The sequence below is a fragment of the Bradyrhizobium sp. ERR14 genome (genome assembly GCF_014198235.1).
Lineage (GTDB): Bacteria > Pseudomonadota > Alphaproteobacteria > Rhizobiales > Xanthobacteraceae > Bradyrhizobium.
Genome location: NZ_JACIHD010000001.1, coordinates 958,927 through 975,320 on the forward strand (window position 1 = coordinate 958,927; position 16,394 = coordinate 975,320).

The window sequence follows — 16,394 nt, forward strand, 5'->3', positions numbered from 1 at the left end:
GTACGCAACAGAACTGGTGTTTTAAGTAAACACGCGCCGAGTAAATAACGGCTTAACCCTCCCAATAAGATGTTGGCGGCGCAGCCGATCCGGAAATCTACAGCTCCCGCGCCACCCCAGGCAGTGCCGGCACGAAGCGGACCTCGACGAGTTCCTTGCGCTCGATCCCGGCTTCGGTGCGGGTCAGGCGGACCAGCGTCTGCACGCCCTGATGCGGGCCGACCGGCGCGATCAGGATGCCGCCGACCTCGAGCCGCTCGACCAAATTGTCCGGAAGCTGCTCCACCGCGGCGGTGACGATGATGCGGTCGAACGGGCCGATATTGGGCGGCAGATTGAGACCGTCGCCGAGCATGACCTCGACATTGTGACAGTCGAGCTTTTCGAGCCTGGCGCGTGCCGTATCGGCAAGCTTGCGGTAGCGCTCGACTGTCAGGACCTGGCCGGCGAGCCGCGACAGCACGGCGGCCTGATAGCCGGAACCTGCCCCGATCTCGAGCACGCGATGCCGCTTCTGGAGCTGGAGCTGCTCGGTCATGTAGGCCACGACGAAGGGCTGGCTGATGGTCTGCCCGCAGGCGATCGGCAGCGCGCTGTCACGATAGGCGCCGTCGCGATCGGCCTCGTCGACGAAAAGCTCGCGCGGCACCTCCTCCATGGTTCGCAGCACCGCCTGATCGCTGATGCCCCGACGCCTCAGCGTGAGCTGAAACATCATCTTTTCCGGCGGATGCTGATGGGAGGTCATTGCCTGCTTGTGCTGTCTTGCCGGGGCCAGTGGACGTTAAACCCGGGCGCAAGAATCGTGTTCCTGCTCAGGAACCCATGATAACCTTCGCCTGGAGCATTTGACCACAAATTGGCTTGCCACGGGCGAGCCGCGATGACCATTTTCAGGTATCCGTTCGTCGAAACGCGCATTGCGTCAATTCGTGTTATCTGCGAACGTTTTTGGCAATGGGCAAGGGACTCAACTATGACCGCGACAGGGCTTTCCGGCCGCTCTGTATTTCTCGTCGAGGACGAGGTGATGATCAGGATGATGGTCGCGGACATGCTCGAAGAGCTCGGCTACAAGGTCGCAGCTGAGGCTGGCGACATCACCGAGGCCATGCGGCTCGCCCAGGCGACCGAGTTCGACATCGCCATTCTCGACGTCAACGTCAACGGCAAGGTGATCTCGCCGGTCGCCGATGTGATCAAGGCGAAGGGCTGCCCGTTCATCTTCGCCACCGGTTACGGCTCCTCCGGCCTGCCCGAGCAGTACCGCGACCGGCCGGCGCTTCAAAAGCCGTTTCAGCTCGACGCACTCGGCAAGACCATCGAAGCCGCACTTCGCGGCGGCTAGCCGCTATTTCAGCGTCGCGCTGAGCTCTTCCGAAAACGCTTCGTTGGTACGGTCGAGCCTGAGCGGCGTGACCGAAACATAACGCTCGCGAAGCGCCGCCAGATCGGTGCCGTCCGCCGGGGTGTCCATCATCGCGGCGCGCTCGAAGCCGATCCAGAAATAGGGATTGCCGCGGCCGTCCTGGCGCTCATCGATCCTGAGGAAACCGAGATTGCGCTTGCCCTGGCGCGTGACGCGGATGCCCAGCACATCCTCGGGCGCGCAGGACGGGAAATTGACGTTGATGACGGTGTCCTTCGGAATGCCCGCGGCAATCACCTTGCGCAGGATGTCGGGCCCGAATTTGCGGGCGGTGTCCCACGGCGGGCGCTCGCGGGTCTCGACGCTGAACTCCTGCGACAGCGCGAATGAGGGCAAGCCCAGGATAGTGCCTTCCAGCGCGCCGGCGATGGTGCCGGAATAGACCACGTCCTCGGCGACGTTGCGGCCCTTGTTGACCCCGGACAGCACGACGTCGGGCAGCTTGGCACCGAGGATATGGCGCGCGCCCATGATGACGCAGTCGGTCGGCGTGCCGCGCACGGCAAAGTGCCGCGGACCCACTTCGCGCAGGCGCAAGGGATCGTTCAGCGACAGCGAATGCGACACGCCGGACTGGTCGAGCTCGGGCGCCACCACCCAGACGTCGTCGGACAATGCGCGCGCGATCTCCTCCACGACCTTGAGGCCGGGGGCGTGGATGCCGTCGTCATTGGTACAGAGAATGCGCATGCGAAGGGTCGATTCCAAAAAAACGGGGTCTGAGCGGTCTTATCCGGCTCCGGCCGATCAGGCAAACCGGCTGATCGGAGGTTCCCGGCCACGTCCTACCGGCGGATGCGCCATTGCGGCAGGAAGCGCGCCAGCCGCCCCTCCGCACGCAGACCCATCGCGGGTACCGCCGGACTGACGATCGGCGCCTCGATCACGCCGAGCGCCTCCAATTGCGCAACGAACGCATCCGGCTCCGGCGTCTGCGGAAAGCGTTCGCGCGCCACCGTCAGCGCGTTGTCAAAGTCGGCGGCATTCACACCGGGCTTGGCCCGCCGGCTCTGCACGAGATCCTCGTCCCAGAGCCGCGCGCTCTCGATGTCGAGCACACCGCGCAGGCGCTGATCCACGGCCTGGATGCCCGCCCCCGTCACCGCCCATTGTCGGCCGACCCAGAAGATGTCGCGGTGCAAGGCCATGAACGGTGGGTTCGCGTTGCGGGGCCGGCAGGATAGCCGGCCGCCAGATCTTCGCAACCGATCGTTTCCAGCATTTCAGACGGGCAACGCGATTCTCGTCTTGACGCGTTTTCCTAACGCGAACCGTACCCACTTCGCCCGAAAACGCTTTAGTCGCGCCCGATCACCTTCACGCCCCCCATATAGGGCTGCAGCACGTCGGGGACTGCGATCGAGCCGTCCTCCTGCTGATAGGTCTCCATCACGGCGATCAGCGCGCGGCCGAGCGCGGTGCCCGAACCGTTCAGCGTGTGGACGAAACGCGGCTTGCCGTCGGGACCGCGCGAGCGCGCATCCATGCGCCGTGCCTGGAAGTCGCCGCAGACCGAGCAGCTCGAGATCTCGCGGAATGCCCCGCCCTCGCCCTGCCCCGGCATCCAGACCTCGATGTCATAGGTTTTTTGCGACGAGAAACCCATATCTCCTGCGCAAAGCGTCATCACGCGATAATGCAGGCCGAGCCGCTGCAGCACCTGCTCGGCGCAGGACAGCATCCGCTCCAGCTCGTCCTTGCTCACCTCCGGCGTCGTGATCGAGACCAGCTCGACCTTGGTGAACTGGTGCTGGCGGATCATGCCGCGCGTGTCACGCCCGGCAGCGCCCGCCTCGGCGCGGAAGCACGGCGTCAGCGCAGTGAGCCGCATCGGCAGCTGCTTCTCGTCAAGAATGGATTCGCGCGCGAGGTTGGTGAGCGAGACTTCCGCGGTCGGAATCAGGCCGAGGCGCTCAGTCCTCAGCCGCTCCTGGTCGGGCGAGGCAAGCAGCTCGCCCTTGATCGCCCAGAACTGATCGTCCTCGAACTTCGGCAATTGGCCGGTGCCGAACATGATCTCGTTGCGCACCAGCAGCGGCGGATTGATCTCGGTATAGCCGTGCTCGTCGACGTGCAGGTTCAGCATGAATTGTCCGAGCGCGCGCTCGAGCCGCGCCAGCGCCTTCTTCAGCACGACGAACCGCGCGCCGGAGAGTTTTGCCGCCGCCTCGAAATCCATGTAGCCCAGCGCCGTGCCGAGGTCGTCATGCAGCTTCGGCGCAAAGCTGTAGTTGCGCTTGTTGCCGAACACGTGGTGCTGGACGTTGCCGTGCTCGTCGACACCATCGGGCACTTCGTCGAACGGAATGTTCGGGATCGCGGACAGCTCTTTGGTCAGCTCCTCATCGGCGGCTTTGGCGGCGGCCTCGAGCTGCGGCATCGTAGTCTTGAGCTCGGCGACTTCGGCCATCAGCTTGGCCGCGCGCGCCTCGTCCTTGGCCTTCTTGGCATCGCCGATCTCCTTGGACGCCGCGTTGCGCCGCGCCTGCGCCTGCTCGGACGCCAGGATCGCCGCGCGCCGCGTCTCGTCGATCGCGAGCAGCGAGGCCGACAACGGCTTCAGGCCGCGCCGGGCGAGGCCGGCGTCGAAGGCTTGCGGATTGTCGCGGATCGATTTGATGTCGTGCATGGCTGTGGTCCTGGATCGGCGCGTAAACAGACAACGGCAAACGTTGTACGTCAGCGCGTCCCCTAGCACAGCTGCCATCATCCGCGAAGGCGGATGATCCAGTATTCCAGAGACGGTGGTGATTCTCCGAGGGGCCGCGGCGTACTGGATTCCCCGCATCAGTGCGCAATTGCGCACCAGGCGGGGAATGACACCGGAGCGTGGGGCCGCCCTACTCCGCCGGATTGGCCGGCGTCGACACGTCGGTGCCGGTGGCGGCCTGCGCCGCGGCGGCGGCCTTCTTCTCCACCATCGCCACCGCGATGATCGAGCCCTCATAGAGCGCCATCAGCGGAATCGCCAGCGAGCACTGGCTGATCACGTCGGGCGGCGTCAGCACCGCCGCGATGACGAAGGCGATGACGATGAAATAGCGCCGCTTCTCGCGCAGCATCTTCGAGGTGATGATGCCGATGCGGCCAAGCAGCGTCAGGATCACCGGAAGCTGGAAGGCAATGCCGAAGGCAAAGATCAGCGACATCATCAGCGACAGATATTCGCCGACCTTCGGCAACAGCTCGATCTTTGCGGTCTCGTCGCTGCCGAGTTGCTGCATGCCAAGCGAGAAGCGCGCCAGCATCGGGAACACAACGAAATAGACCAGCGCCGCACCCAGCACGAAAAAGAACGGCGTCGCGACCAGATACGGCAGGAAGGCCTGCTTCTCGTGCTTGTAGAGCCCGGGCGCCACGAACATGTAGACCTGCCCCGCCACGATCGGGAACGAGATGAAGGCCGCGCCAAACATCGCCAGCTTCAGCTGGGTCAGGAAATACTCCAGAAACGCGGTGTAGATGAGCTTGGCGTTTGCGGGGTCGCCGACGGCCAGGACATATGGCCATACCAACACGTTGAATATCTGCTTGGCGAAGAAGAAGCAGAAGATGAACGCAATGCCAAAGCCGAGCAGCGCCTTGATCAGCCGCGAGCGCAGCTCGATCAGATGGTCCATCAGCGGGGCTTTGCTGGCCTCGATATCGGCGTCGGTCATGACGCTTTGGCGTCCTTGATCGCTTCGGATGGCGCGGTGTCCTGCGCAACCGGTGCCTGCTCGACCTCACGGGTGATCGCGAGCGGCTCGTTGGCGGCCGCATGCGCCTCGGCTTCAATGAAGGTCGCAGGCGTCGGCGCTTCCGGGGTGGTTGGTGTTACCGGCGGTTCGACCGCCGTTGTGGTCGACGTCTCTGCCGGCTTGTCCAGCGCATCGACACGGAGCGCGTCGCTGACGTCCTTCTGCAGCGAGGTCAGCGGATTGAAGCTGGTCGCGGCTTCCTTGACCTCGTCGAAGCTCTTCTTGAGGTCGGCCATTTCGGCCTCGCGCATCGCTTCCTGGAACTGGCCCTGGAATTCGGCGGCCATCTTGCGGGCCTTGCCCATCCATTGGCCGACCATGCGCAGCACGCCCGGCAGCTCTTTCGGGCCGATGGCGATCAGGGCCACGACCCCGATCAGGACCAGTTCACTCCACCCGATGTCGAACATGAGGTCTTCCGTTCACGCGAAGCCGCAGCCGGCCCAATCCCTTGCGCGCAGGATCGGGCCGCACCCCGCGTCTCGCGTGCTTCTTCCGGCTCAGACGGCCTTGCTGCCGACGTCGGACCGCGCCGCGGTCGGCGCACCATTGTGCTCGATGGACTTGGCCGGCTCGGGCTTCTCGGCGGGCTTGTCGTCGTCCTGCATGCCCTTCTTGAACGCCTTGATGCCCTGCGCCACGTCGCCCATCAGATCCGAAATCTTGCCGCGGCCGAACAGCAGCAGGACCACTGCGATCACCAGGATCCAGTGCCAAATGCTGAGTGAACCCATCCTGCAACCCTCCAAACGCGCATGGCCGGGGACCCGGCCGATCTTCACCGAAACCTAGGCTTGGCAGGTCTCAAAAACAAGGACCTAGGCAGCGCCAATTCGCTGTTGGCACTACGTAATCTTGCTAGTGTTAACCGGTCGCAGGGCACCGGTAAAACGCAAAGGCCTCACTCTTCGGTGCCGCCTTCACCGCCCCCCTCATTGCCGCCCTGCGGCGCCTCTTCCGGGGTCTCGGGCTCGACCGCAGGCGCCAGCGCAAGATCGAGGTCCTCGCCCGGTTCCAAGGGATCCTCATCCTCGCGAAGCTGCGGGTCGTCCGACGGCGTCGGCACGCTGAATCCGGTCGGCAGGCGCGAATCCAGCAGACCCGTGCCCTTCAGCTCCTCGAGGCCCGGCAGATCGCCGAGCTGTTCCAGGGTGAACTGCGACAGGAAGTCCTCGGTGGTTCCGAAGGTCAGCGGACGGCCGGGCGTCTTGCGGCGGCCGCGCGGCTTGATCCAGCCGGTCTCCAGCAGCACGTCGAGCGTGCCCTTCGAGGTGACCACACCGCGGATCTCCTCGATCTCGGCGCGCGTCACCGGCTGGTGATAGGCGATGATCGCCAGCACCTCGATCGCCGCACGCGACAGGCGGCGGGTCTCGGTGCTCTCCCGCGTCATCAGCCAGGCGAGATCGCCCGCCGTGCGGAAGGACCATTTGTTGGCGATGCGAACAAGATTCACCCCGCGCAAGGAATAGTCGGCCTGCAATTGCTCGAGCGCGGCCTTGACATCGACGCCCTCGGGCATGCGCTTGGCCAGCGTCGCGGTATCCAGTGGTTCACTCGAAGCGAACAGCAGCGCTTCCAGCAGCCGCAATTCCTCGGGACGTGCCTGGGATTCGTTCTCCATCGGCTCGGCCTCTTCTATCCGCACTTCAGCCAGGCTTGCCATGGCAGATTCTCCTTCTTGCACTTAACCGACCGGCGCATCAGGCGCAGGAGCTGCGTCCGGCACCGGTTTGGGGCGCCCCTTCCGGAAATAGATGGGCGCAAACGCCTCTTTCTGGTTCAGCTCGAGCTGACCTTCGCGAACCAGTTCCAGCGCGGCGGCGAAGCTCGAGGCGAACACCGTCGCGCGCTGCGTCGGATCGGCGACGTGCCGGACCAGGAAGTCGTCGAGCACGCCCCAATCGTCCTGCTCGCTGATGCTGCCGACCAGCCGCTCCAGCGTGGCGCGCGCCTCGGCGAGCGACCAGACCGTGCGCTTGGCCAGATGCACGCTCGCCAGCACGCGCGACTGGCGCTGCGAGGCGTAGGCGGTGAGCAAATCGTACAGCGTCGCCGTGTATTTCGGGTGCTTGATCTCGGCGATCTGCTCGGGCTCGCCGCGCGGGAAGATGTCGCGCAGCAATTGCTGCCTGTTCATCAGCCGGTTGGCGGCTTCGCGGATGGCCTCCAGCCGGCGCAGGCGATTGGCGAGCGCGGTCGCCATCTGCTCGGCGCTCGGGCCCTCCGCGCTCGGCGGCTCGGGCAGCAAGAGGCGCGACTTCAGGAAGGCGAGCCATGCCGCCATGACGAGGTAGTCGGCGGCAAGCTCGAGCCGGATCTTTCGCGCGGCTTCGATGAAGTGGAGATACTGGTCGGCCAGCGCCAGGATCGAGATCTTGGCGAGGTCGACCTTTTGCTGTCGCGCCAGCGCGAGCAGCAGATCGAGCGGGCCCTCATAGCCCTCGACGTCCACCACCAACGCCGGCTCACCCTCGGCGAGCTCTGCGGGCCGCCCGGTTTCGAAAGATAGAATTTCTGCGGTCATGCGGAAGCCGTGTTTGCCCGTGCGATCAATGCGTCCAGCTCAGTGCGTGCGGCGACGCGGTCGAGCGGTTGCGGCGCCTTGCGCGCGGCGAGCGCGGCGTTCGCCCGCTCCAGCGCCCGGCCCGACAGCTCAGGTGTCTGGCCGGCGACCTCGCGCATCTCCTCGATATTGCCGTTGCAATGCAGGGCCATGTCGCAGCCGGCCGCGAAGATGGCGCGGGTCCGCTCGGCGATATTCCCCGACAGCGCGTTCATCGACACGTCATCACTCATTAACAATCCCTGGAACCCGATTGCGCCGCGAATCACGTCAGCAATCATTGTCGCAGATGTCGTCGCCGGATGGGCGGGGTCGACCGCGCTAAACACAACATGTGCAGTCATGGCCATCGGCAGGTCCGAAAGCGGCTTGAACGCGGCGAAGTCGGTCCGTTCCAGCTCTCCCCTCGGCGTATCGACCGTCGGCAGCTTGAAATGGGTGTCGGCAGTGGCCCGGCCATGGCCGGGGATGTGCTTGAGGACCGGCAGCACGCCGCCCTGCTCCAGGCCCTCGGTGACCGCGCGCGCGATCGCCGCGACCTTGCCGGGCTCGGTGCCATAAGCCCTGTTCCCGATGACCGCATCGGCGCCCTCGACCGGCACATCAGCGAGCGGCAGGCAATCCACGGTGATGCCGAGATCGGCAAGATCGGCCGCGATCAGGCGGGCGGACAAGCGCGCCGCGGTGAGCCCGAGTGCCGAATCAGTGTCGTACAAGGTCGAGAAAACGGCGCCCGGCGGGTAGACCGGCCAGTGCGGCGGACCCAGGCGCTGCACCCGTCCGCCCTCCTGATCAATCAGGACAGGCGCGTCGGCGGCACTCGCCGTCGTCCGCAATTCCGCAACCAGTGCAGCGACTTGAGCTGGGGTTGCGACATTGCGCTTGAAGAGGATGAAGCCCCATGGGCGCTGGTCGCGGATAAACTCCCGCTCGACGGCGGTCAGTTCCGTTCCGGATACACCGGTAATGAAGGCCCGCGTGCTCATAACGGCCGATTAACCCTGACCCGCGAGGGGGTCAAGGAAACGGCCGTTAATTCCTCTGGACGAAGCAGGCGGACAAGCCTGCAGACTTCAGGCTGTTGCAGGCGTGCGTCGCCTCCTCGGCCGAACCATAGGGACCAGCGAAGGCGCGGTAGACGACGCCCTTGCCCTTGTCGGTGAGGTCGACGCGCTTGATCACCGGCGAACGGGAGCCGAGCACGCTGCCATATTTGCTCTGAAGCACGCGGTACGACGCGGCCGCGCTATCCTCGCTCTGCTGCGAGGAGACCTGCACGATGTAGCCACCGCCGCTGCTGGCGGGCGCGATTTGCGTCGGGGTGGTCGCAGCCACCCGCTGCGGCGGTTCGGCCGCCGGGACCGATTGCGGCGCCAGCGACATCGGCTGGTTGGCGCTGGCATTGGCCGAAGTCGGCGGATTGCGCGGTGCCGGCGGCACCACGGGCGCGGCAACAGGCTTCGGTGCAGCCGTCGGCTTGGCGGCGGCGGCCGATTGCGGCGTGGCGCTATCGGTCTGATCGCCCTTCACGGCGACAGTCCTGATCGGGCGCGGCGAACTGTTCGACATCGTGCCGTTGCTCGCGCCCGTGCTCGGCGGCGGCACCGCAGACGGCGACACGCTCGCCACCGACGGCGGGTTCGCGTTCTGGTTCAGCGGCGGGAACACCACGCGAGGACCACCCGCCTTGGCGTTGACGTCGACCGGCGCTTCTTCGCGCGGCACGATCTTCTCGGTGCCATCGCCGCTCACCATGCGATCCGGCACCTTGGCCGAGGAATCCGACGGCGCGGGTACGATCTTGGTCGGAGTGTTGTCGGCCTTGATGATCGGCGGCTCACCGCTGCGGGGCGATCCGACATAGGTCTTGTAGGCGAAGGCGGCGCCGGTGCCGACCACGGCAAGCGCCAGGATCGCTGCGACCGTCATCATGCCGCCGCGCTGCTTCTTGGGCTCTTCGGGCTCCGCCTCCGGATAGTCGCTCTGATACGCGTAGGGATCGTCGGGATAGGCCGGATCGCGCTGATAGTCCTGCTCGCCTGCCTCCAGCCGGCCATAGAGCGCATCGTCGTAACGCGCCGGATCGGGCTGCTGATGCGCCTCCTGATAGGCGTGTTGCTGGTAAGCCTGATCCTGCTGGTAGGCCTGATTCTGGTAGGACTGCGCCGGATAGGCATGATCCTGATAAGCCTGCGGCTGATGAAGTTCAGGCTCGGGCGCGGCGGGCTGGGCTGAATAGCGGTGCAACGGATGGACCGGGTTCACGGACACGGGATAGTCGGGCTCGGGAGCTGGCGCCGGCTGCGGCTGCACGTTGGCGCGCCGCATCCATGAGGGCGGCCCGGGCTGCGCTGGCGGGGCCTGCTCGGCATAGTCCTGCTGATAATCGTCTTGCCGATCCGCTTGCCGATAGTCGTCGTCCTGATAGCTCTGTGCGGGCGCAGGGACTGCCGGCGGATGTGCGCCGGGCCGCCCCTGAGCTGCGAACGGATCGGTCTGTCCGATCAGGCGGGCGAGCTCGGCCAAGGGATCGCTTTCCGCCTTGCCATGCTGGGCGCCACCGCGACCATAGTCATCGGAGGGAAACGGTCTGTCCTGATATCGTTCGGCCATCGTGATGATGCGTCCCTTCGGGAAAGCCGCGCGCCCCTCGACCAAGGCACGGCTTTCGACCCACAAGGCTTTCAACCAAGTCTAAGCGATCCGGCTTCTGCCGGTTACCCCCGATATTCCCCTTAAGTAGTTCGCCCCAAACTACCGCATCTCGTTCGGGGCATGGACGCCGAGGATGGCGAGGCCCGATGCCAGAACCGAGACGACGCCCTGGACCATGGCCAGTCGCGCCTTTGTTAGATCTGCATCATTATTGATAATGAAGCGTAAATAGGGCAAATCGCGCCCCTTCGTCCAAAGTGCATGAAATTCGCTGGCTAAATCATAGAGATAAAAGGCAATTCGGTGCGGCTCGTGGGCCGCGGCGGCAGCTTCCAGCATGCGCGGAAATATTGCGAGCCGCTTGAGCAGGTCGAGCTCGACGGGGTCTGACAGCCGTTCCACCGCCGACTCAGCGAGCCAGGCGATCCGCTCGCCGGCATCCTCCGGCAGTTCCGGGAACACCTCCGCTCTCGCGTTTCGGAAGATCGAGTGGCCGCGGGCGTGGCCGTACTGGACGTAGAACACCGGGTTATCGCGCGACTGTTCCATGACCTTGGCGAGGTCGAAGTCGAGCACCGCGTCGTTCTTGCGGTAGAGCATCATGAAGCGGACGGCATCCTGGCCGACCTCATCCACCACCTCACGCAAGGTGACGAAGTCCCCGCTCCGCTTGGACATTTTCACCGGCTCGCCGTTGCGCAGCAGCTTGACGAGCTGGACGATCTTGACGTCGAGCGAACCCTTACCAGAGGTCGTCGCCTTCACCGCCGCCTGCATGCGCTTGATATAGCCGCCATGGTCGGCGCCCCAGACGTCGATCATCTCCGCAAAACCGCGGTCGAACTTGTTCTTGTGGTAGGCGATGTCGGCGGCAAAGTAGGTGTAGGAATTGTCCGACTTGATCAGCGGACGATCGACGTCGTCGCCGTAAGCCGTCGCTTTGAACAGCAGCTGCTCGCGGTCTTCCCAATCCTCGACCGGCGCGCCCTTCGGCGGCGGCAGGCGGCCTTCGTAGACATCACCCTTGGCCTTCAGGAAATCGATGGTCTCGGCAACCCTGTTGTTGCCGGTCTCGATCAGCGAGCGCTCGGAGAAAAACACATCGTGGCGGATGTTGAGGGCGGCGAGATCGTCCTTGATCTCGTCCATCATCATCGCGATCGCCTTGGCGCGCACCGTCGGCAGCCACTCGACCTCGCTCATCGCGAGGAGCTTGTCGCCGTGCTCTTTCGCCAGCGCCGCGCCGACCGGCTTCAGGTAGTCGCCCGGATAGAGCCCCTCCGGGATCGCACCGATGTCCTCGCCGAGCGCCTCGCGGTACCTGAGGAACGCGGAGCGCGCGAGCACGTCGACCTGGGCGCCCGCGTCGTTGATGTAATATTCGCGCGCGACGTCGTGGCCCGCGAACTGGAGCAGGCTCGACAGCGCGTCACCAAACACGGCGCCGCGGCAATGGCCGACATGCATCGGACCGGTCGGATTGGCCGAGACGTATTCGACATTGACCTTGGACCCGCCGCGGACGCGGCCGTAATCGGCGCCCTCGCGCAGCACCGTCCGCAGCGCCTCGGCCCAGGCGGCCGGCCTCAAGGTCAGATTGATGAAGCCGGGACCGGCGACGTCGACCTTGGCGATCAGCGCGTCCGCGCGCAGCCGCTCTGCGATCCGCTCGGCGAGGTCGCGGGGCTTTGCCTTGGCCTCTTTCGCCAGCACCATGGCGGCGTTGGTCGCCATGTCGCCATGGGAGGGATCGCGCGGCGGCTCGACCACCACGCGCGCGAAATCGATGCCCTCGGGCCAGTTGGCTTCCGCCGCCAGCGTACGGCAGGCGGCGTGCACGCGTGCAAGCACGTCGGCGAACAAATGCAGTGCTGAGGATGTGTCGGGCATGGCCGCCGCCTAACGCAAATCGGGGGTCGAGTCAAAAAGCCGCTGGTGCTCGGTCAGGGCGAAACGGTCGGTCATTCCGGCAATGAAATTGCCGATCCGGCGGGCCCGGTCACCCTCATTATCCGCCTCCGCCCCCAGCAGCCATTCCGGCGGCAGCTCGCTAGGGGCTTTCAGGTATTTCGCGAACAGGTCGAACAGGATCTGCTCCGCCTCCCCCATCACCCGCATCACCCGCTTGTGACGGTACATGTGCTGATAGAGGAAGGTCTTGATGGCGGCCTCTTCCTCGGCGACCTCGGCCGGAAATGCGACCAGCGCCCGGCTCTGCTGGCGGACATCCTGGGCCGATTGGGGCTTCACCGCGGCGAGGTTCTTCTGCGCCTGCGCGAACACCGCGCCGATCAGGTGCGAGATCAGCTCGCGCACCAGCTCGGCACCGCGCCTGAGGTCTTCGAGATCGGGATAGTGCGCTGAGGTCTCGGCGATGATCTCAGCCGTGAGCGGCATCACCTTGAGATCGTCGAGATGGAACAGGCCGGCGCGCAGGCCATCGTCGATATCGTGGGCATCATAGGCGATGTCGTCGGCGATGGCGGCGACCTGCGCCTCCAGCGAGGCGAAGCTCCACAATTCGAGGTCGTAGGTCTTGATGTAGTCGGCGATTCCGACGGGAATGCCCTGCTCGCGATAGCGCCCCACCGGCGCGCCGCCGCGGTCGGTCAGCGGACCGTTGTGCTTGACGATGCCCTCCAGCGACTCCCAGGTCAGGTTGAGCCCGTCGAAATCAGGATAGCGATGCTCGAGCGAAGCGACGACGCGGAGCGTCTGGGCGTTGTGGTCGAAGCCGCCAAATTCCTTCAGGCAGGCGTCCAGCGCCCGCTCGCCGGCATGGCCGAACGGGGGATGACCGAGATCATGGGCCAGCGCCAGCGTTTCGGTGAGGTCCTCGTCCAGCCCGAGTTGCCGGGCCAGCGCACGGGCGATCTGCGCCACCTCCAGCGAATGGGTCAGCCGGGTGCGGTAATGGTCGCCCTCGTGGAACACGAACACCTGGGTCTTGTACTTCAGGCGGCGGAACGCGGTGGAATGGATCACCCGGTCGCAATCCCGCCGGAACGGGCTGCGGGTCCGGCTCGGCGGCTCCGCGACCAGCCGGCCCCGGCTGCTATCGGGATCGCAGGCATAGGGCGCGCGGGGGGCTGCCATTCCGACGGACACGACGAATTTAGTCCCTATCCATTTGATTCTGCGTATCCTTGCACTTAACTATGCCGGACGCGGGATACCAAATGAATTGGGCAAGTGAACCTGGTATGACCGCGCGACTATCGGAGACGAGCCATGACGACCGACGTGACCATCAGTGACCGCGCCGCACGCCGGATTGGAGAGATCCTCAAGGGCGAAGGCTCTGGCGCGATGCTGCGCATCTCCGTCGAGGGCGGCGGCTGCTCGGGTTTCCAGTACAAGTTCGACATCGACCGTGCGCGAACCGACGACGATCTCGTGATCGAGCAGGAAAATGCAGTGGTGCTGGTCGATTCCGCCTCGCAGCCGTTCCTGGCGGGATCGCAGGTCGATTTCGTCGACGACCTGATCGGCGCTTCGTTCCGCGTCAACAACCCCAACGCCACGGCGTCCTGCGGCTGCGGGACCAGCTTCTCGGTCTAGCCCGACCGCCTACGCGCCTGTTATCTGCTTCTCCTCGTCCGTCCACTCCATCTCGGCCGGCATCAGCTCCGGTTGCAGCGGCGCGTCCTCTGACATCGTGTAGCCGTCAAGCGCGCGCAGCAAGGCCGCGACCAGCGCCGGCTTGCGCAGCGGCTTGGCGAGGAAGTCCGACATGCCCGCCTCGCGGCAGATCCTGACGTCCTCGGGGAAGGCATTGGCGGTCAGCGCGACGATCGGCAAAGCTTCGCAGCGCCCGCCTTGCGCGCGGATGGCGCGGGTGGCCGCGAGCCCGTCCATGTCGGGCATGCGCACGTCCATCAGCACCACGTCGCAATTGCCTTCGGATGCTGCCGCGACGGCCTCAGCGCCGTCGGTGACGACGCGCAGCTCGACGTCGAAGGCCCCCAACATCTTGCTCACGACCATGCGGTTGACTGCATCGTCCTCCGCGACCAGCACCTTCAGCGGCCGATCGAGACCGGCGATACGGGCCTTGAGCTCGTCGGCCTCGTCGTGGCCGGCCGTCTGCTCGGAGGCCTGGGCCTGGCTCCAGGGCAGCACCAGCGTGAAGCGGAAGGTCGAGCCCTCGCCCGGCGCCGAGGTGACGCCGATGGTGCCGCCCATCTGCTCGATGATGCGCCGAGAGATCGCAAGGCCGAGGCCAGTGCCGCCGAAGCGGCGGCTGATCGAGGCGTCTGCCTGCGCGAAGTCGCTGAAGAGCTGGCCGAGCTTTTCGGGAGCGATTCCGATGCCGCTGTCGGTCACCGTCCATTCGACGGTCGCCAGCAAGTCGCGGCGCGCCTGGCAGGTCGCCGAGATCGTCACCTCGCCTTCATCGGTGAACTTCACCGCATTGGACGCGAGGTTGAGCAGCACCTGGCGGATGCGTGCGACGTCGCCGCGCAGCGTCGGCGGCAGGTTCGGGTCGAGTTCCAGCTTGACCGTCAGCCCCTTGCCCTTGGCGCTCGCGCGCACCACGGTCGCGACCGCCTCCACCAGCGCCTGCGGAGCGAAGTCGATCACCTCGAAGGTGAAGCGCCCGGCCTCGAGCTTGGACAGGTCGAGGATGTCGTTGAGGATGCGCTGGAGATTGTCGCCGGACTCGCGGATCGTGGTGACCGCCTCGCGCTGCTCCGGATCGAGCCTGGTCTCCAGCAGCATGCTGGCAAGCCCGAGCACGCCGTTCATGGGCGTGCGGATCTCGTGGCTCATCACCGCGAGGAAGTCCGACTTGGCGCGGCTCTCGGCCTCGGCCTTTTCCGCGCGCCAGCGTTCGGTCACGTCGCGCCCGAAGCCGCGATAGCCGAGGAACTGGCCCTCGCGATCATAGGCCGGCTTGGCCGTCAGCGACCACAGTCGCGCCTCGCCGCCGGCGACGACCTTGAGGTTCATCTCGTGCAGCGGCTCGTTCTGCTCCATCAGGCCGACGACGTTGTAGGCCGCGCTCTTGTCCTCCGGGCACAGCATGTCGAGCACGTCGGCGAAATGCGATCCCTTCAACAGCGGCAGCGGCAACTGGGCGACATCCGCGAAGCGCTCGGGCACGTCGATCAGATGCCCTTCGGCATCGGTCTGCCACAGCCAGTCGCTGGCGTTCTCCTGAAAGTCCTTCAGCAGCAGCGAGATGATCTCGGTCTGGCGTTCGAGCTCGAGCTGGGCCTTGAGATTGCCGAGGAACAGATTGCCCTGCGAGACGATACTGCGCGCCATGAAAAATGCGAACAGCAGCAGGAACACCGCCGTCACCAGATACGGCCCGGCGCCGCAGAGCAGCATCGCACCGGCGCAGGCGGTCGTCATGGTGGCGAGATAGACGAGGCCGGCACGCGGGAAGGTCGACAGCGTGAAGGCGCCGCCCGACATCATGCCAACCATCAGGCAGGCCAGGATCAGCTGGCTGGTCGGCTCGATGCGGCTGAACAGAGCGAGCGGCAGCGCGCCCCAGATCGCGGCGAGCAAGACCGCCTGCCGCAGCATCTGCCGCGCGGCGCGAGGCGAGGCCTCCTGCGGCGGTTTCTGGTGCGACCGCCGCCAGGCGCGCACCGCGAGCGAGGCGGTGGCGGCGAGCGTCAGGCCCCAGATCGCGAGGAAGTCGTTCCAGCCCCTGCCCCAGAACAGGATCAGCACGATGGCGACGTTCAGCATCGTCACCGCCATCGTCACGGGAATCAGCCGCGTCACGGCGTCGATCTGCTTGGCGCGGATGCGGCGGATCTCGCGCTCGCTGAGATCGGCGGTCAGGCCGTCCTCGATCTCGAAGCCGCCGAGCCAATACAGGAACGCGCCGATCAGGCCGTCACGCGGCTCGGTTTGCTTCATCGACTTGTCAGGCCATCCCATTCGCGGAACCTTTTGACGATCAATGGCCTGCCGCCTGCTTAAGCCGGGTTAATTTTGTGGGAGATTTTGCGGCGTCCTTGACGGGCGCGTTTGCAGTTTGTTC

The 16,394-nt window shown here is 65.5% G+C and carries 16 protein-coding genes; 2 read left to right on the plus strand and 14 right to left on the minus strand.

Annotation, left to right across the window (positions count from 1 at the left end; genetic code table 11):
* Window positions 1-97: 97 nt before the first annotated feature.
* Complete coding sequence (locus GGD62_RS04780; protein ID WP_018317880.1) at window positions 98-748, minus strand: protein-L-isoaspartate(D-aspartate) O-methyltransferase; 651 nt, start codon at window positions 746-748, stop codon at window positions 98-100.
* Window positions 749-976: 228 nt separating this feature from the next.
* On the opposite strand from GGD62_RS04780, the gene GGD62_RS04785 reads away from it, so the two are divergent.
* A complete protein-coding gene (locus tag GGD62_RS04785; protein WP_008547195.1) occupies window positions 977-1,348 on the plus strand; it encodes a response regulator in 372 nt (123 codons plus the stop codon).
* Between the two features lie 3 nt (window positions 1,349-1,351).
* Here GGD62_RS04785 and surE read toward each other — a convergent pair whose 3' ends face one another.
* The 12 genes from surE to GGD62_RS04845 form a co-directional block, all read right to left on the minus strand.
* Window positions 1,352-2,119 carry a 5'/3'-nucleotidase SurE gene (surE, locus tag GGD62_RS04790; RefSeq protein ID WP_018317879.1) on the minus strand — a complete coding sequence of 256 codons (768 nt, stop codon included), beginning with the start codon at window positions 2,117-2,119 and terminating at the stop codon, window positions 1,352-1,354.
* 95 nt (window positions 2,120-2,214) lie between these two features.
* Entirely contained in the window at window positions 2,215-2,577 is a 363-nt protein-coding gene (locus GGD62_RS04795; RefSeq protein ID WP_183234355.1) for a hypothetical protein, read from the minus strand.
* Window positions 2,578-2,726: 149 nt separating this feature from the next.
* Window positions 2,727-4,058 (minus strand): serine--tRNA ligase, encoded by a 1,332-nt coding sequence (gene serS, locus GGD62_RS04800; RefSeq protein WP_179736574.1) that lies wholly within the window; start codon window positions 4,056-4,058, stop codon window positions 2,727-2,729.
* 211 nt (window positions 4,059-4,269) lie between these two features.
* Window positions 4,270-5,088 carry a twin-arginine translocase subunit TatC gene (gene tatC, locus GGD62_RS04805; protein ID WP_018317876.1) on the minus strand — a complete coding sequence of 273 codons (819 nt, stop codon included), beginning with the start codon at window positions 5,086-5,088 and terminating at the stop codon, window positions 4,270-4,272.
* Complete coding sequence (tatB, locus tag GGD62_RS04810; protein ID WP_018317875.1) at window positions 5,085-5,579, minus strand: Sec-independent protein translocase protein TatB; 495 nt, start codon at window positions 5,577-5,579, stop codon at window positions 5,085-5,087. The genes tatC and tatB overlap by 4 nt, the downstream gene beginning before the upstream one ends.
* Window positions 5,580-5,669: 90 nt before the next feature.
* On the minus strand, window positions 5,670-5,903 hold the full coding sequence (locus GGD62_RS04815) for a twin-arginine translocase TatA/TatE family subunit (RefSeq protein ID WP_018317874.1): 234 nt from the start codon (window positions 5,901-5,903) through the stop codon (window positions 5,670-5,672).
* Window positions 5,904-6,070: 167 nt separating this feature from the next.
* Window positions 6,071-6,835 carry an SMC-Scp complex subunit ScpB gene (gene scpB, locus GGD62_RS04820; protein WP_177237162.1) on the minus strand — a complete coding sequence of 255 codons (765 nt, stop codon included), beginning with the start codon at window positions 6,833-6,835 and terminating at the stop codon, window positions 6,071-6,073.
* A gap of 21 nt (window positions 6,836-6,856) precedes the next feature.
* Window positions 6,857-7,696 (minus strand): ScpA family protein, encoded by an 840-nt coding sequence (locus GGD62_RS04825; RefSeq protein WP_018317872.1) that lies wholly within the window; start codon window positions 7,694-7,696, stop codon window positions 6,857-6,859.
* Window positions 7,693-8,721 carry a beta-N-acetylhexosaminidase gene (gene nagZ, locus GGD62_RS04830; RefSeq protein ID WP_179736572.1) on the minus strand — a complete coding sequence of 343 codons (1,029 nt, stop codon included), beginning with the start codon at window positions 8,719-8,721 and terminating at the stop codon, window positions 7,693-7,695. Before nagZ ends, GGD62_RS04825 begins: the two co-directional genes overlap by 4 nt.
* Window positions 8,722-8,767: 46 nt before the next feature.
* Window positions 8,768-10,348 carry an SPOR domain-containing protein gene (locus GGD62_RS04835; RefSeq protein WP_183707336.1) on the minus strand — a complete coding sequence of 527 codons (1,581 nt, stop codon included), beginning with the start codon at window positions 10,346-10,348 and terminating at the stop codon, window positions 8,768-8,770.
* Between the two features lie 141 nt (window positions 10,349-10,489).
* Window positions 10,490-12,280 (minus strand): arginine--tRNA ligase, encoded by a 1,791-nt coding sequence (gene argS / locus GGD62_RS04840; protein WP_183707338.1) that lies wholly within the window; start codon window positions 12,278-12,280, stop codon window positions 10,490-10,492.
* A gap of 9 nt (window positions 12,281-12,289) precedes the next feature.
* Window positions 12,290-13,486 carry a deoxyguanosinetriphosphate triphosphohydrolase gene (locus GGD62_RS04845; RefSeq protein ID WP_210317723.1) on the minus strand — a complete coding sequence of 399 codons (1,197 nt, stop codon included), beginning with the start codon at window positions 13,484-13,486 and terminating at the stop codon, window positions 12,290-12,292.
* Between the two features lie 135 nt (window positions 13,487-13,621).
* Here GGD62_RS04845 and erpA point away from each other — a divergent pair, with 135 nt between their 5' ends.
* Window positions 13,622-13,951, plus strand: coding sequence for an iron-sulfur cluster insertion protein ErpA (gene erpA, locus GGD62_RS04850; RefSeq protein ID WP_183230741.1), 330 nt, complete (start codon window positions 13,622-13,624; stop codon window positions 13,949-13,951).
* A 9-nt stretch (window positions 13,952-13,960) separates the two neighbouring features.
* Here erpA and GGD62_RS04855 read toward each other — a convergent pair whose 3' ends face one another.
* Entirely contained in the window at window positions 13,961-16,291 is a 2,331-nt protein-coding gene (locus GGD62_RS04855; RefSeq protein WP_183707342.1) for an ATP-binding protein, read from the minus strand.
* Between the last annotated feature and the right edge of the window lie 103 nt (window positions 16,292-16,394).

What these genes read in the sequence shown, in the direction of transcription:
- GGD62_RS04785 (WP_008547195.1), top strand. Translation starts at nt 977, where the DNA reads ATGACCGCGACAGGGCTTTCCGGCCGCTCTGTATTTCTCGTCGAGGAC.
- GGD62_RS04855 (WP_183707342.1), bottom strand. Translation starts at nt 16,291, where the DNA reads ATGGGATGGCCTGACAAGTCGATGAAGCAAACCGAGCCGCGTGACGGC.
- surE (WP_018317879.1), bottom strand. Translation starts at nt 2,119, where the DNA reads ATGCGCATTCTCTGTACCAATGACGACGGCATCCACGCCCCCGGCCTC.
- GGD62_RS04825 (WP_018317872.1), bottom strand. Translation starts at nt 7,696, where the DNA reads ATGACCGCAGAAATTCTATCTTTCGAAACCGGGCGGCCCGCAGAGCTC.
- erpA (WP_183230741.1), top strand. Translation starts at nt 13,622, where the DNA reads ATGACGACCGACGTGACCATCAGTGACCGCGCCGCACGCCGGATTGGA.
- GGD62_RS04835 (WP_183707336.1), bottom strand. Translation starts at nt 10,348, where the DNA reads ATGGCCGAACGATATCAGGACAGACCGTTTCCCTCCGATGACTATGGT.
- scpB (WP_177237162.1), bottom strand. Translation starts at nt 6,835, where the DNA reads ATGGCAAGCCTGGCTGAAGTGCGGATAGAAGAGGCCGAGCCGATGGAG.
- GGD62_RS04780 (WP_018317880.1), bottom strand. Translation starts at nt 748, where the DNA reads ATGACCTCCCATCAGCATCCGCCGGAAAAGATGATGTTTCAGCTCACG.
- GGD62_RS04845 (WP_210317723.1), bottom strand. Translation starts at nt 13,486, where the DNA reads ATGGCAGCCCCCCGCGCGCCCTATGCCTGCGATCCCGATAGCAGCCGG.
- serS (WP_179736574.1), bottom strand. Translation starts at nt 4,058, where the DNA reads ATGCACGACATCAAATCGATCCGCGACAATCCGCAAGCCTTCGACGCC.
- nagZ (WP_179736572.1), bottom strand. Translation starts at nt 8,721, where the DNA reads ATGAGCACGCGGGCCTTCATTACCGGTGTATCCGGAACGGAACTGACC.
- tatB (WP_018317875.1), bottom strand. Translation starts at nt 5,579, where the DNA reads ATGTTCGACATCGGGTGGAGTGAACTGGTCCTGATCGGGGTCGTGGCC.
- GGD62_RS04795 (WP_183234355.1), bottom strand. Translation starts at nt 2,577, where the DNA reads ATGGCCTTGCACCGCGACATCTTCTGGGTCGGCCGACAATGGGCGGTG.
- tatC (WP_018317876.1), bottom strand. Translation starts at nt 5,088, where the DNA reads ATGACCGACGCCGATATCGAGGCCAGCAAAGCCCCGCTGATGGACCAT.
- argS (WP_183707338.1), bottom strand. Translation starts at nt 12,280, where the DNA reads ATGCCCGACACATCCTCAGCACTGCATTTGTTCGCCGACGTGCTTGCA.
- GGD62_RS04815 (WP_018317874.1), bottom strand. Translation starts at nt 5,903, where the DNA reads ATGGGTTCACTCAGCATTTGGCACTGGATCCTGGTGATCGCAGTGGTC.